Raw genomic sequence first — 14,425 nt, 5'->3', positions numbered from 1 at the left:
CAGGGTGGTCTGGTCAGTACGGCTTGCTTGATTACTCTTGCAAGCCCAGTCCCTTTAGGGCTGGGTTACTGACTGTCAACCAATAAAATATTTTTAACTCCCGACTTCCATTATATCATTGCCATAGTTTCAAATTAAAATGAGATTCAATTTTTATCCATTTGGTTTTCGGGAAATACTTAAAAAGTTATTTCTGCCTTTGTTTTTAATTTCCTTACTCATAGTTTTATGGGGAAACACCTTCACACCTGTAACAGCCCAAACATCACGTCAAGAAATTCGTGGTGTATGGATGACAAATAATGATCTTGATATTCTTAAAGATAGGACTAAAGTTCAGGAAGCAGTCACACAACTGCAACAACTCAATTTTAACACTATCTATCCCGTAGTTTGGAACTCTGGTTATGTCATGTATCCTAGTCAAGTCGCCAAACGTCTAGAAATCCAACCATTTGTATTTCAAGGCTTAGATGGACATGATATTCTTGCCGATTTAATTGATAAGGCCCATCGGCAAAATTTACTAGTAATTCCTTGGTTTGAATTTGGGTTTATGACTCCTCCCAGTTCAGAATTAGCCATGAATAAACCAGAATGGTTAACACGCAAAAAAGATGGGACTCAAACATCTATTAGTGCCGGCGGAGAGGTTTCATGGTTAAATCCATTCCATCCCCAAGTTCAACAGTTTATTAGTGATCTTCTAGTAGAACTTACTCAAAAATATAATATTGATGGTATTCAGTTTGATGATCATACAAGTTTACCTTCGGAATTTGGCTACGATAAATATACAGTTGCCTTATATCAACAAGAAACCAAAAAAACGCCACCAAGTGATCCTCAAAACCCAGAATGGGTAAATTGGCGGGCAAATAAAATTACAGAATTTATGGTGAGACTGAATCAAACAGTTAAACAGATCAAACCGAAAATGATTTTCTCCGTCTCACCTAATTACTATAATCATGCCTATAAATTTCAACTCCAAGATTGGTTGAACTGGGTACGATTAGACATAGTAGATGAGTTAATTGTGCAAGTTTATAAGGAAAATTTAGATCATTTTATTGGCAAGCTTTCCCGTCCAGAAATGGAAGAAGTAAAACAAAAAATTCCTGCGGGAATCGGTGTTATGGCAGGGTTAAGAACTAAATCCGTATCAATGCAACAGATTCAATCTCAAGTCCGTGCCGCCCAACAACGGGGACTGGGTGTAGCTTTTTTCTATTATGAAAGTCTTTGGAATACTGCACCAGAAGCATTAAAAGAACGGTTAGCTGGATTTAAAAGTTTATTTCCATATCCTGCATCCCGAACTGCTGTAGAATCAAGAGGATGGGAAATAAAAGTAGAATCAACGCCAGAGGAAACAAAAGTAGAGTCAATACCAGGAGAAACAAACCTCACTGTTACTGACCAAATACCATTTTAAGCAATACACGAATGGGCAATTAATCATTTACGTAGGGGTAGCGCCCCGTGCCTACCCCCATATTTAGGGCAAAAGATTGAATTTTTGATTAAAAATTAGTGTTAAATTGAGATTTAGGAATTAGTTTGCAAATAATCAATTGCGGCTAATAATTTATTAGGATAACCTTCAGCAAATTTTTCAAACCATATTCCTTCTGATGACAATGGATCTAATTGATCTAACCATTGTTCAGCAGATTTTTGTAAAGCTGCTTTTTGTTTAACTTGAAGTTTTTCTTGACGAATTTTCTCCTGTGTTAATTCTTCTTGTTTTTGCAGTGCGATCGCCGCATCTTTTGCCAAAATATCAGCTTGTACATCTGCTAATAAGTTGTTGACAAATACATCTGATTTAGGATCAGGTGAATGAACAAATTGAATAGGAGATAATCTATTTTGTGGTTTTGTCGGGTTGGATTGGATATATTCAGTTTTATTTTCCGCCAAATCAGCTTGGACTTCTGATAACAAATTATCTATGAATATATCTGATTTTATGGTCGGTGAAATCAATTTAACTGGGGTTAAATTATTTTGTGGTGGTGTTGTTTTTGGTTCTGTATATTCAGTTTTGAGTTCAGCTAATAGCTTGTCAATGGAATCCATATTTATAATTCCTAAAAGAGATAAGATCCCCAACTTCTTTTTTTATCTTATCAACAAATTATGAATTGATGTCAAAAGTGGGGGATCTACTTTTGTAATTTTTAATTCACGACGGTGCTAGTCATTAATGGCATTGAGCAAAACTTCTGATAAACTCATATCTTCCATATCATCCATTGTAACGGTGTCGCAAATATCAAACTTAGCACCTGCACTTTGTAGTTCATCATCCAATATTTTCAAAAAGCGGGTAGCTTGAGCATCATTACCGACTTGGATAAAAGAAATAGCTAATTCTTCATCTCTATCCAAACGTCGAGAAACTTCAATAATTACCTTCATGACGGCTTTACGATCATCTGGTTCACCGTCAGTAACTACTAAAATTGTTTCTCCATTGGGTTTAGTTGTACCGGAGGCTTTGCGTTGCAGATAATCATCGGTAGCGTGTTTCAAAACCCCAGCTAAATCTGTTGTTCCAGAAGGATCATTTTCTGTGAAAATTTGTGTTACTTTGGCAGATGTGACATTTTCATAACGTTTGAATTTTCCAGAAAACAAATAAATAGTAATGCCATCTGGATCAAATTGTTCACATTTACTGGCTAAGGCCAAAGTAGATTCTTGTGCTGTTGCCCATCTAGTTCTCCCACCTTTTTGATCTGGGGTAGCCATGCTACCGCTTTTATCAATAATTAAGGTGTAATCACGGTTTTCTAGCATGACTAAACTCTCCAGATTTGAGGAATTTTTGTTAATTAATCAGTGATGGCGTTCATTAAAACGTCAGCCAAACTCATGTCTTCTAAATCATCTAAAGTTACGGTATCACAAATATCGAATTTAGCACCAACACTTTGTAATTGATCATCTAAGGCTTTAAGAAATTTGGTAGCTTGAGGATCTGCACCGACTTGAATCATGGAAATTGCTAATTCTTCATCTTTTTCCATTTGTCGAGTCGCACTGATGATAATTTCAAATACAGCTTTGCGATCATCTGGTTCACCGTCGGTAATGACTAAAATGGTTTCTCCATTAGGTTTGGTAGTACCAGCAGCTTTGCGTTGAAAGTAGCTATTCAAGGCATCTTGAAGTACACTTCCTAAGTTAGTTGTCCCTGCTGGATCATTTTCTTGAAATATTTGGGCTACTTTGGCAGCAGTCACGTTCTCATAACGTTTAAATCTGCCGGAAAAAACGTAAACTGTAATGCCGTCTGGATCAAATTCTTCGCACTTTCTGGCTAAAGCAATGGTAGATTCTTGGGCTATCTGCCATCTAGTTCTCCCGCCCACTTGGTCGGGTGTGGACATACTACCACTTTTGTCAATAATTAAGGTATAGTCACGATCGCTCATCATAATCTTCCTATTGTGATTTTTCTACAGCACTTCCCCATGTTATGAGGTACAAGAACCCCACCCCCAACCCCCTCCCCGCAAGCGATGAGGGGGCTATGATGTACGTCATATAATTGGAAACTGCTGTATCTCTATTTTAACCATTAAGCATGAATACAGCACATAATTCATCAGTCCTTATCTGCGTTTATCTGCGTTTATCTGCGGTTAAGTATTTCTAAAGTCTGATTCTATACAGCTTCATATTAATTACGAATTACCGGCTTTTGCTTTCGGGTAAGCAATCCGTTTGTGATGAAATTGTTGCCAAACATCCACAAATATTTGGGCGATTTTTGGCATTTCTTCTCTTGTCAAGCCCGAATCTATTAATTGTTCATCTTGCCATTTGGCTTTGAGGATATTATTCAGCATATTTAATGCTTTTTCTGGAGTAGCATCTTTGAGACTGCGTAATGCGGCTTCACAAGAATCTGCTAACATGACGATGCCTGTTTCCCGTGATTGGGGGATGGGACCATCATAACAAAAATCGGCTTTATCTACAATGATGTGTGGGTTTTCTTGGGCTATTTGTTGGGCTTGGTGATAGAAATAGGCGATCGCCATTGTGCCTTGATGTTCGGGAATAAAAGCCTGAATTGCCGTTGGTAAACTGTGTTTCTTGGCCATGACTAACCCTTCCGTCACGTGCTTTTTAATTAACTCAGCACTTCTCCAAGGATCTTTAATTTCTGTTTCATGTTTATTGGGACTGCCGATCTGATTTTCAATAAATCCCAAAGGATCGTGCATTTTGCCAATATCATGATACAAAGTTCCCGCCCTGACTAATTCTACATTACAACCCAATTGTTTAGCCGCAGCTTCAGCCAAAGTAGCCACTAACAAAGTATGTTGAAAAGTTCCTGGGGCTTCTGTAGCCAGACGCTTTAATAATGGGCGATTAGGGTTAGCTAATTCCGCCAAGCGGATGGGAGTAATTACATCAAATAGTGTCTCCAGATAAGGACTTAAACCCAAAGCCACCACACTCCAAGACAAGCCAGATACAGCAAATAAACCAGCTTCTTGGAAGATATACCAACCCGAACCAAAAACCCCACCAGTGAGGATTTTTAATAATAAGAATACACCACCTTGGGTGAGCGCAGTGACAACACCTAATAATGCTAATTCTTCACGCGATCGCAATCTATGGGCTATATAACTACTTAACATCCCCCCCCCAGCCCCAGCCAACAATACTAGAATATTTGTATCTGTGGTAATTGGTAGTATCAGCGACAATAACCCCACCACCGTTATGCCTACAGTTGGTCCATAAAAACTGCCTAATAATAAACCAATTGCACTCCAAGTAGTATAGGGCAAACTGATTGCCAATACTCCAGGAACACTCAGAGTCAGCAGGAGAACTAATAAGCGATCGCGTTGTCGTAAATAATTATGACTTTTTCTTTCCAACCACACAAAAACCTGAATTCCTCCAGTCACAACCATTGCTACAACTGTTAAACCCAGCCAATTCACCTGTCTGCCAATCATGCGATAATGTTGTAATATCTGAAATTTACCAATTGTAATTTGTTCTCCTTTGCTAACAATTACCTCTCCTTTTCTAATCTGTACCATCACAGACGGTATTTTATTAGCTACCAGTTGATCTTGTTGTTTAGTTTGGGCTTCATCTTGTTTAATATTTGGTTGTAATACCGCTAAAAATATATTTTTTGTTAATGATTCAGCTTCCATAGGTACAGATAATTCCACTTGTAAACTAACTGCATTATTCAAAATAGATTTGGGTAACCCCGCTGATATACCTTGAGCAAGAATTCGTTCGGCAATTTTACGAATTCCAGCTTGTGTTTTTAACCAATCATTATCAGTTAAGTCTAAAATAACAGATTCTGTATAAATTTTTTGGATCTGTTCATTTTTTAGTTGTGATACTTTATCTATGGCTTGATTATATCCTTGCCTAACTTGCGCTATTTGGGTAATTAGTGCTGAGAAATCAGATTTTAAAGCAGTAAATTGATAAGCATCCAGTTCTGACAACGCTTGAATAAACGACGCTTCGTCACTATGATTTCCATAACTAGACAACGATACTACCGGAACACTTGATGAATTAAACGACTTTTTGCCATTTATTGAATTTTGCGGTACTAACAAAAATTTGGAATTTTGTTTTCTATTATTTTCTAAAATCACTTTCAGTTTTTGCCATTCTGATTCAGGAAAATTCCTCAAATAACGTTGAGTAGGAATTGATAAAACTGAAGTATTAGAAAACGGAAAAATACCAACTATTCCTCGCAGTTGATTACCTGCATCTAAAATTTCTTCTAAATGATCATTAATTTTATCATTGATCTGGTTATCAATCATCAAAACTGGCACAGACCTATCTATAGCATCTTTGCGTTTCTGTTCTGTCTCTTCTCGATTTTCAATATTATCCGTGTAGGGAGCAATAAATGTTTGCCAGGCAATATTATCAACTTTCATTCTTGGTTGGTTATATAAATCATGACCCACCACACTTGTCAATGATAATACTGCCAGCACCAAAATTATTGAGGAGCGTTTCTGGTGTACCCATCTGAAAATAACTTTATCAACACCACCAGTTTTTCTCACCAATTTAGTAGTTGATGTTTGTGTTTGTCCCCGTTTACCTTGTTTTCCTTGATGGCTATTTGCTGATAAATATAGAAGTAGATTTTTGAAAAAATTCCTATGCAGCTTATGTTGATGCTTTCCTTTACGGAATAGCACTTTATACTGTCGCTGCCATTGCTTTAATTGCTGACTCAAGGACTGCAAAAATTGCTGCGTTTTCATCTTTCCTGCCGCGAAATACCCCAAGTATGGCTGATGCCTCCGGCACACTACCCAAGCCGTGTAATAACTTAAGAAGAGAGCGGTTAGTATTTGACCCCCTTCAGGGTTAAATACGAGAGTCTCCAAATTTACTGCCCAATTAATTCAGTGTTTCGCAAAAATCATTTCAACGTCTACGAATAATATGAGGAGCAGCAAAGATAGTATATCCTGTATCTACACATTCGCCAAAATGATCACTAACGTCATATACTCCAGCCCATACCGCCATCATTATATCGGCTAATTTTAACATCTGGTTAAAACTGTGAAGTCCCCATGCAGGGGAATTGGTGACAGAGGGGGAAATTTGCCAACTTACAGGTATACCAACCGTACTATTATATGCACCTGATAATCCTCCAGCAATTGCACCTGTAATATCGTAATTGGCAAAATCGTGATTTTGATTAGCTCTTAATGTGGTGAGAGAAAAGTCTTCTAAGGTACTTAGAAAGCAGTAAAAAGCTAAACCAATATTACTAGTTAATTGTTCTGTACTGTTTAATTCCCTGGTTGCTGTTTCTAGTCCTGCACCCTTTTTTAATAAATCATTGACTTTTATTAATTGTTGTGGTAAGGAAGTTGATGTTTTATCTAAAAAACTCACTGTTTCCGAAATTAATGTGCGGGGATTAAGTTTTTCATTCAGGGATTGAGCGATCGCATATCCTATGATTAAACTAGCATCTCTGACAATCGGCTCATCTTGCCACTTGCATATTTTTTGCACCGCTAAAATATTTTCTCGCATTTTCACAGGATTTTCGTGAAAAAACATCACCACCGGCAATATAGCGAGAATCATTTGTCCCCAAGAATTAATATTTTTTTCTAATTTAATATCTGCCGCTTCTTGACGCTTTAACCAGTCCTCTACATCCAACTTACCCAAACTAATTAAACTTTCCGTCCCCAAAACCGCAATCTTACCCAAATTAAAACCATTCGGGTTAGATAAACTCTCTCCTAAAAATGCCCCCAGAAAAGTCCCCCTAACCCGACTTACAAGAGAATAACGCATAATTTTTGACTGGTAATAGGTAATAGGTAATGGGTAATTGGTAATAGGTAATAGGTAATAGGTAATAGGTAATTGGTAATTGGTAATTGGTAATTGGTAATTGGTAATTGGTAATTTAAATAACTCTTTCTTGCCCCTTGCCCCTTGCCCCTTGCCTCTTGCCTCTTGCCCCTTGCCCCTTGCCTCTTGCCTCTTCCCTCTTGCCTCTTGCCCCTTGCCCCTTGCCTCTTGCCTCTTGCCCCTTGCCCCTTGCCTCTTGCCTCTTGCCTCTTGCCTATTACTGCCTTAAATAATACACCAGTGCTTCCAGACCTAACAAATAACTTTGAGCGCCAAAGCCACTGATTTGGCCAATTACCACTGGTGCGATATAAGAATGATGACGGAAATCTTCCCGACGATAAATATTACTCAGATGTACTTCAACAGTAGGTAAATTAACAGCAGCGATCGCATCCCGCAAAGCCACACTAGTATGAGTGTAAGCCCCAGCGTTAATCACAATCCCCTGATGCTTTCCTAATGCCCCGTGAATAGCATCTACTAAAACCCCTTCATGATTTGACTGCATGGAAAATATACCTGCTTGCAGTTCCATTGCTTTGGACTCTAACAAGCGATTAATTTCTGCCAAAGTCAACGAACCATAAATTCCCGGTTCTCTAAGTCCCAGCAAATTTAGGTTTGGTCCATGCAGCACAAGAATACTTAAAGCTGGCAAATTCAACTCCCACACCTTAAAAACTTTAGCGACGGCGCATAGAACGTTCATGTACAGGAATCGGAATCAGTTCCGGTTCCGGTTCAGCCTCTGGACCTAGCAGACTATCAATTAACTTCCGCGCTAATTCTTTCAGCTTTTCCAGCACCTTTTCTATATAATCCATTAAACTGACCGCTCCTGAGATAGTACCTCAATTTTATTTAACCGGGTCGCAGAAACTGGCGTATTATCGCACTTCTAGCCTTGGCAGGGTTGACACATTTCCACAAGTATGGTAAGTCCTACTATGAAATTTTAATTTTGTGTTTTCCCTTACTTATTAGATTATCACATTCATAATTACTAATGGGTAATTAGTGATTTGAATTTAGGAGTCAGAAGTCACGATTTCAGGAGTATCGCTAACGCCACGCTGCGCTATCAGGAGGTAGGGGCGCAGGGCCTGCGCCCATTCAGGAGTTCAGAAGGAAGAAATCTCTCCCCTACTCCCCCTACTCCCCCCACTCCCCCACTCCCCCCACTCCCTGCCCCTTCCCTAACTCGCCGCGTCTGTCTTTTTCGCTCTAGTCTTTGTTGATTTAGTAGTAGCAGTTGACTTAGTAGTAGATTTAGTGGTTTTCCGTGTAGATTTTGTAGATGCTTTAGCTGAAAGTAATTCAATAGCTGTAGACAAAGTTATATTTTCCACTGATTCACCTTCAGGAATACTGGCATTAGTTTTCCCGTGTTTAATGTAAGGACCATAAGGACCATCATAGATATTAACTGGTGAATCATCTTCTGGATGCGTACCCAACTCCCGTAAAGCTTCCTTGGACTTACTCTTAGCAGCAGCCCGACCCTTTTTCGGCTCTGCCAATAATTCTAAAGCACGATTCAAAGAAATTGTCAAGACATTATCAGTAGATTTGAGAGAACGATAATCTTTTCCCTCCTTTCCTTGGTCATGGACAACATAGGGGCCAAATCTTCCTAAACTAGTTTGGACTTTGCCACCAGTTTCTGGGTGAGTTCCCAAAGCACGGGGAAGAGATAATAAACCAACAGCCATATCCAAAGTGAGTGTTTCCGGTGTCACACCCTTGGGGAAAGAAGCTTGTTTGGGTTTAGGATTTTCCTCAGTCTTATCGCCTAGCTGCACATAAGGTCCATAAGTACCAATCTTGATATAAATAGGTTCTCCGGTTTCTGGGTGACGACCAACTTGGTCAGGTCCGACAATTTTTTGTTTGAGGAGAATTTCCACCTGTTTAGGGTCAAGGTCAGCCGGAGTCAGGTTCTTAGGAATAGAAGCGGTAATTACTTCCTCACCATTGGTAACTTCAATGTAAGGTCCATATTTACCAATACGGACTTTAGCATCTAAATTTTCTAGTTCTACAGTTCTAGCCTTGCCGGCATCAATTTCTGTTTCCCTTTCCCTTACCAAAGTTTCTAAACCTTGTTCACCAAGATAGAATTTCTTTAAGTAGGGTAGCCATTGAGCTTCACCCGTGGAAATTTCATCCAAGGTTTGCTCCATTTTAGAAGTAAAACTAGGGTCAACAATATCTGGAAAATGTTTTTCCAGTAAATCAGTCACAGCAAAAGCCGTGAAAGTAGGAATTAGAGCATTATTCAGCAACTGAGCATAATCTTTATCAATGATTGTGCCAATAATGCTGGCGTAGGTACTAGGACGACCAATGCCTTCACTTTCCAAAGTTTTCACCAAAGTTGCTTCAGTATAACGGGCAGGAGGTTGGGTTTCGTGGCCTACCGCGTCCAATTCTTTACATTGAGGATGATCACCAACTTTCAGAGCAGGTAGAATTACTTCTTGGTCTTCTAAAGCGGCTTCAGGATCATCCGAACCTTCCACATAAGCGCGGAGGTAGCCGGGAAAATCTATCCGCTTACCAGAGGAACGAAAACCAGCATCTTCCACTTGGATTTGCACAGTAACTTGAGTCTGGCGAGAGTCAGCCATTTGTGAGGCGACTGTACGCTTCCAAATCAAATCATAAAGAGCGAACTCGCGTCCAGCTAAACCTGTGTCTTGGGGTGTGCGGAAACTACTACCAGCGGGACGAATGGCTTCGTGAGCTTCTTGTGCGCCTTTAGATTTGGTCGTGTATTGTCTAGGTTGGGGACTAAGGTATTGTTTTCCATATTTTTGCTCTACACAAGCACGGGCAGCGGTAATCGCTTGGTCGGACAAATGTACCGAATCTGTCCGCATATAGGTAATATACCCCTGCTCATACAAATTTTGAGCCACTCGCATCGTATCCCGTGCCGATAAGCGCAACTTGCGGTTAGATTCTTGTTGCAGTGTGGAAGTAGTGAACGGTGGCGCTGGTTTGCGGGTGACAGGACGTTCTTCCATATCCGTCACTGTCCAGATTTTCCCTTCTAGACGGGTTTTTAGAGTTTCCGCTTGCTCTTCATTAAGTAAAATTACATTGCGACCTGTGGTAACTCTGCCCGTTGTTGAGTCAAAATCGCTGCCTGTGGCAACTTTCGTGCCGCCTAGAGTCACCAGGACTGCGCTAAATAGACTTTTTTCTTGTTCTAAACTGGCTTTTAAATCCCAGTATGTGCCTTCATGGAAAGCCCGACGCTGGCGTTCTTTAATTACTAATAGACGTACTGCTACAGATTGCACTCGCCCAGCGGATAACCCCCAGGCAATTTTTTTCCACAGTAGCGGCGATAGGGTATATCCTACTAATCGGTCTAAAATTCTTCGGGTTTCTTGGGCGCGAACTACCTGCTCATCAATATTACGGCAGTCCTTCAAAGCTTTTTGAATGGCTTCCTTGGTAATTTCATGAAATACCATGCGCTTTGTTGGCACTTTCGGCTTGAGCAATTGGTATAAATGCCAACTAATACTTTCCCCTTCCCGGTCTTCGTCTGTTGCTAAAATCAGTTCAGTTACACCCTTGAGGGCTTCTTTAAGCTGAGTGACAATTTTCTTTTTGTCTTTGGGAACGACATAAATCGGTTCAAAGTCGGCTTCTACATTGACCCCAAGCTGCGCCCATTTTTCCCCTTTCACGGCTGCGGGAATTTCACTAGCCGATTGGGGAAGGTCACGGACATGACCCATTGAAGCTTCTACCACATAGTCTTTTGGTAGGTAGTTGCGAATGGTACGAGCTTTTGTGGGAGATTCGACAATAACGAGAGTTGACATGGAAATTAAAAAAAATAATAGCTATGCAGCTAAATAGTTAAGTTGGGTTAATTTTTGCGAAATGTCAAGATGAAATACCACGCCTAAGCAGTGATTGTATCCTTACACAAACTACCCAACAGGGGGGAATTTTATCAACTTCAGTTGCGGTGAATTAGACATGAGAATGCTGGAAGCAAGCTTTGAGAGTCAATTTGTCAGTTATTTCCATCTTTAACTTATCTAGTACATATTTGACGACTATACTTTGTAAAATATCCCTGGAATTTAATGGTACAAGACTGACAGTGGTTAAGGATTGGGGAAATAAATAATTTTAAATTAGCTTAATTTTCCTCATTTGCCATTTTTTATAGGGCTTGTCTCAAAATTAACTTATACATGAAGAATTGCTAAAATTATATAAATTACAACTACAAGCTTGATTATAAGCATCTTAATACCTGATAATATTCTTCGAGCCATTGCCTAACTTCTTGAATTGCCAATATAAGCCCCAATTTGTTTAAGCCCCTGTAAAACTTGAATACGTTCTGCTGTATTTTCAAGTAACCGATAAGTATGCGAACTGCTTGCAGCAGCGCTTCGCTATCGCTGCCCTCGCCGCAGGTATCGCCTAGAAATCATGACTCACAGTAATAAGTAATTGGACAAAAATATTTACAGTCATTGCGAGCGAAGGGAGGCAATCACAACCCTTGGAATTGCTTCATTTCACTTCGTTCCATATGGCTAACACCACGCTGCGCTAACGCAATGACATTGTGTAATTAATTCTGTCTCACTACTTAGCGATCGCCCCATGAGGAAACTATTTGAGAACTACTTGACCTTGAATTTTTTGAGCTATAGTATTGTCATACAGAGTTATGACAAACAAAAATATGAGGGTTAATGCAAGGCTCGATAGCGATCGCGCTAATAAGTTTAATTACATTCGCCAGCGGACAAATCAAGGTGTGTCTGACATTATGAAAGTGGCGATCGATCTTTATTATGAAAAATTACATCAAGAATCCCCTATAAAACCTTTGCAACTTCTTAGAGAATCAGGGCTGATTGGTTGTGCTGAAGGGGACTCTGATTTGTCGGTTAATTACAAGCAATATCTCACTGAAAGTCTTAACGAAAAATATGGTAATCGTTGATTCTGGCTTTTGGATAGCACTAATCAATCGCCGTGATGATTATCATATTCTCGCTCAAGAAGTTTTAGATACGATTGATGAGCCTCTGGTGACAACATGGTGTGTGATTACGGAAGTTTGTCATATTCTCTTGAAACGTACAGGCACAAATGGCACAAATGCTCAACAGACGTTTATTCATAGCTTAGAAATTGGTGCTTTTGAGGTTTTTGATCTCAAAGTTCAAGATGGGAAAAGAATCAGTGAATTGATGAATCAATATAGTTCTCTGCCAATGGATTTAGCGGACGCTTCATTAATTATTCTTGCCGAACATTTGGGGCATGGGCGGATTCTATCTGTTGATTTTCGGGACTTTAATACTTACCGCTGGAAAAATCGTCATCCTTTTGAGAATTTGATGTCTATTAACTAAAAATCACGACTCACAGTAATAGCGATCGCCTAATAATCATGACTCACAGGAAAAGCGATTCCTACGGAGCGCTTCGCTATCGCAATACCGCAAACCCTTTAACAGATGGATAATTGATGCGATCGCGCTTGACTCTGCGGTAGTTTTTCCTCAGTCGAGTAATTAAACCACAATTCTTTGATGAAGTGAGAACTCCGATTTATTAGCGAGGAAATATTAAGGTAAGGAATAAAGGCAATGTTGGGCTTCGTCACCTCAACTCAACCTACAAGATCAGCGAACTGCTTGCAGCAGCACTTCGCTATCACACTAATTTTTTAGCTTTTTTATGCAGAAAAACTTATGTGATACGGCAACAGTCATTAATCATTTCTATATGACGTTGACAGTGGACTCTTAAGGTGTGACGATACACAGTAAAAAGACTTGGGCTATGCGAAAGTATGCTCAAACTGGTAAGTTAATTTTTTATAATTTATAATAAAGTTTTGGATCATTCTAGCTTCTACTCAAGTATTAATTTCTTGACATTAAGTGATAGAGCTTATACAGCTTAAGGAGTTGCACAATGTATAACGTATCAGACATAGCACAATATTTGATTCATTACGCCAACCTCGAAGAAGATGGCATGATGACAAACCTTAAGCTACAAAAATTACTGTACTACATTCAAGGGTTTCATTTGGCAATTTTTGATAAGCCTATTTTTGATGAAGAAATTAAAGCTTGGCAATATGGTCCCGTTGTAGAGCCTGTTTATCATTTTTATAAGAAATATGGTCGCAATCCTTTACCAGAGTTAGATGATTTTAATCCTGAAATTATTGGTGTAACTGACAGGGAGCTAATTGATGAAGTTTATGGGGTCTATGGTAAATACACTGGTACTGTCTTAGCTAACATCACCCATCAGGAAAAGCCTTGGATAAGTACAGAGCTAAATCAAACAATTACCCATGACCTGATGCGTGATTATTTTAAAAGTCAGATATCGGTGGGTTAATGCCAAAAGGTAAAAGTAAGAGAATTAACCCTCCTGCTATAAGCCAGCCCCAAGTAAAAGGCAGGATTACAGAGCCTTCATCAGACAAAGTTCTTAACTATAATGACTGTCATCCTGTTTTTTGCCTTAGATATTTAGAGAGTGATTATGGTCTAGAGCAATGTACAAGAGAGGAACAAGCTGATTTTGCAAAAGCGCTGAGAAAACGTAGTCAGATGACTTGGCAACAAATTTGGGCAGCACCTCGGCATGGATTAGGTGCTGAAAAAATTGATCGAAAAAGTATCAAAGCTCCTATCCCTAATCACATAACAGCAGATGTAGATTTTTTTATTGCCATACGATTTTCAGGAGTTGCCGCAATGGTGGGGTATCGCATTCAAGATGTTTTTCGGATTATTTGGTTAGACTCAAAATTTGAGCTATACAAGCATTGAAACAATATTGTCGAGTTACTGCAATCTCTCTCTCTGACGAAGTGAGAACTCCGATTTTATTAGCGAGGAAATCTCAACCCAACCTTGTATCTTAGAGGTATGTTAGAAGAAGTGGTAGACCGTCCCAACCTGGGTCAGAAAAGACCGCT

The 14,425-nt window shown here is 39.4% G+C and carries 13 protein-coding genes; 5 read left to right on the top strand and 8 right to left on the bottom strand.

The features are described from left to right. Positions 1-139 precede the first annotated feature (139 nt). Complete coding sequence (locus HEQ36_RS13665) at positions 140-1,438, top strand: glycoside hydrolase family 10 protein (RefSeq protein WP_168636000.1); 1,299 nt, start codon at positions 140-142, stop codon at positions 1,436-1,438. 113 nt (positions 1,439-1,551) lie between these two features. Here the strand turns inward: HEQ36_RS13665 and HEQ36_RS13660 are convergent, their stop codons facing one another. The 8 genes from HEQ36_RS13660 to topA form a co-directional block, all read right to left on the bottom strand. Beyond that, the gene (locus HEQ36_RS13660; protein WP_233455469.1) at positions 1,552-2,085 is read right to left on the bottom strand and encodes a hypothetical protein; all 534 of its coding nucleotides are present in this window, start codon (positions 2,083-2,085) and stop codon (positions 1,552-1,554) included. Positions 2,086-2,202: 117 nt separating this feature from the next. Next, positions 2,203-2,808 carry a VWA domain-containing protein gene (locus HEQ36_RS13655; protein ID WP_168635999.1) on the bottom strand — a complete coding sequence of 202 codons (606 nt, stop codon included), beginning with the start codon at positions 2,806-2,808 and terminating at the stop codon, positions 2,203-2,205. 35 nt (positions 2,809-2,843) lie between these two features. Further along, positions 2,844-3,449 carry a VWA domain-containing protein gene (locus HEQ36_RS13650; RefSeq protein WP_053540605.1) on the bottom strand — a complete coding sequence of 202 codons (606 nt, stop codon included), beginning with the start codon at positions 3,447-3,449 and terminating at the stop codon, positions 2,844-2,846. Between the two features lie 249 nt (positions 3,450-3,698). Next, positions 3,699-6,302 (bottom strand): HDIG domain-containing metalloprotein, encoded by a 2,604-nt coding sequence (locus HEQ36_RS13645; protein ID WP_168635998.1) that lies wholly within the window; start codon positions 6,300-6,302, stop codon positions 3,699-3,701. A 166-nt stretch (positions 6,303-6,468) separates the two neighbouring features. Continuing rightward, entirely contained in the window at positions 6,469-7,365 is an 897-nt protein-coding gene (locus HEQ36_RS13640) for an ADP-ribosylglycohydrolase family protein (protein WP_168635997.1), read from the bottom strand. Between the two features lie 277 nt (positions 7,366-7,642). Continuing rightward, positions 7,643-8,137 (bottom strand): type II 3-dehydroquinate dehydratase, encoded by a 495-nt coding sequence (gene aroQ, locus HEQ36_RS13635; protein WP_053540602.1) that lies wholly within the window; start codon positions 8,135-8,137, stop codon positions 7,643-7,645. Continuing rightward, a complete protein-coding gene (locus HEQ36_RS13630; RefSeq protein ID WP_027404689.1) occupies positions 8,112-8,252 on the bottom strand; it encodes a hypothetical protein in 141 nt (46 codons plus the stop codon). The genes aroQ and HEQ36_RS13630 overlap by 26 nt, the downstream gene beginning before the upstream one ends. Before the next feature lie 372 nt (positions 8,253-8,624). Then, entirely contained in the window at positions 8,625-11,270 is a 2,646-nt protein-coding gene (topA, locus tag HEQ36_RS13625) for a type I DNA topoisomerase (protein WP_168635996.1), read from the bottom strand. A gap of 869 nt (positions 11,271-12,139) precedes the next feature. On the opposite strand from topA, the gene HEQ36_RS13620 reads away from it, so the two are divergent. From HEQ36_RS13620 to HEQ36_RS13605, 4 genes are all read left to right on the top strand, one after another. Further along, entirely contained in the window at positions 12,140-12,418 is a 279-nt protein-coding gene (locus tag HEQ36_RS13620) for a ribbon-helix-helix protein, CopG family (RefSeq protein WP_290707908.1), read from the top strand. Next, positions 12,405-12,833 carry a PIN domain-containing protein gene (locus HEQ36_RS13615; protein WP_168635995.1) on the top strand — a complete coding sequence of 143 codons (429 nt, stop codon included), beginning with the start codon at positions 12,405-12,407 and terminating at the stop codon, positions 12,831-12,833. Before HEQ36_RS13620 ends, HEQ36_RS13615 begins: the two co-directional genes overlap by 14 nt. A gap of 568 nt (positions 12,834-13,401) precedes the next feature. Next, the gene (locus tag HEQ36_RS13610) at positions 13,402-13,839 is read left to right on the top strand and encodes a Panacea domain-containing protein (protein ID WP_168635994.1); all 438 of its coding nucleotides are present in this window, start codon (positions 13,402-13,404) and stop codon (positions 13,837-13,839) included. After that, positions 13,839-14,276: a hypothetical protein gene (locus HEQ36_RS13605; protein WP_168635993.1), complete on the top strand. Its 438-nt coding sequence runs from the start codon at positions 13,839-13,841 to the stop codon at positions 14,274-14,276. The genes HEQ36_RS13610 and HEQ36_RS13605 overlap by 1 nt, the downstream gene beginning before the upstream one ends. The last annotated feature ends 149 nt before the right edge of the window (positions 14,277-14,425 follow it).

This window comes from Anabaena sp. 54 (assembly GCF_017355725.1).
Taxonomy (GTDB): Bacteria; Cyanobacteriota; Cyanobacteriia; order Cyanobacteriales; family Nostocaceae; genus Dolichospermum; species Dolichospermum heterosporum.
This window is presented reverse-complemented; position numbering and strand designations above follow the sequence as displayed.

Bases quoted from the DNA above. Each gene is read 5' to 3' on its own strand.
- HEQ36_RS13665 (WP_168636000.1), top strand. From the start codon at position 140: ATGAGATTCAATTTTTATCCATTTGGTTTTCGGGAAATACTTAAAAAG.
- HEQ36_RS13660 (WP_233455469.1), bottom strand. From the start codon at position 2,085: ATGGATTCCATTGACAAGCTATTAGCTGAACTCAAAACTGAATATACA.
- HEQ36_RS13655 (WP_168635999.1), bottom strand. From the start codon at position 2,808: ATGCTAGAAAACCGTGATTACACCTTAATTATTGATAAAAGCGGTAGC.
- HEQ36_RS13650 (WP_053540605.1), bottom strand. From the start codon at position 3,449: ATGATGAGCGATCGTGACTATACCTTAATTATTGACAAAAGTGGTAGT.
- HEQ36_RS13645 (WP_168635998.1), bottom strand. From the start codon at position 6,302: ATGAAAACGCAGCAATTTTTGCAGTCCTTGAGTCAGCAATTAAAGCAA.
- HEQ36_RS13640 (WP_168635997.1), bottom strand. From the start codon at position 7,365: ATGCGTTATTCTCTTGTAAGTCGGGTTAGGGGGACTTTTCTGGGGGCA.
- aroQ (WP_053540602.1), bottom strand. From the start codon at position 8,137: ATGAACGTTCTATGCGCCGTCGCTAAAGTTTTTAAGGTGTGGGAGTTG.
- HEQ36_RS13630 (WP_027404689.1), bottom strand. From the start codon at position 8,252: ATGGATTATATAGAAAAGGTGCTGGAAAAGCTGAAAGAATTAGCGCGG.
- topA (WP_168635996.1), bottom strand. From the start codon at position 11,270: ATGTCAACTCTCGTTATTGTCGAATCTCCCACAAAAGCTCGTACCATT.
- HEQ36_RS13620 (WP_290707908.1), top strand. From the start codon at position 12,140: ATGACAAACAAAAATATGAGGGTTAATGCAAGGCTCGATAGCGATCGC.
- HEQ36_RS13615 (WP_168635995.1), top strand. From the start codon at position 12,405: ATGGTAATCGTTGATTCTGGCTTTTGGATAGCACTAATCAATCGCCGT.
- HEQ36_RS13610 (WP_168635994.1), top strand. From the start codon at position 13,402: ATGTATAACGTATCAGACATAGCACAATATTTGATTCATTACGCCAAC.
- HEQ36_RS13605 (WP_168635993.1), top strand. From the start codon at position 13,839: ATGCCAAAAGGTAAAAGTAAGAGAATTAACCCTCCTGCTATAAGCCAG.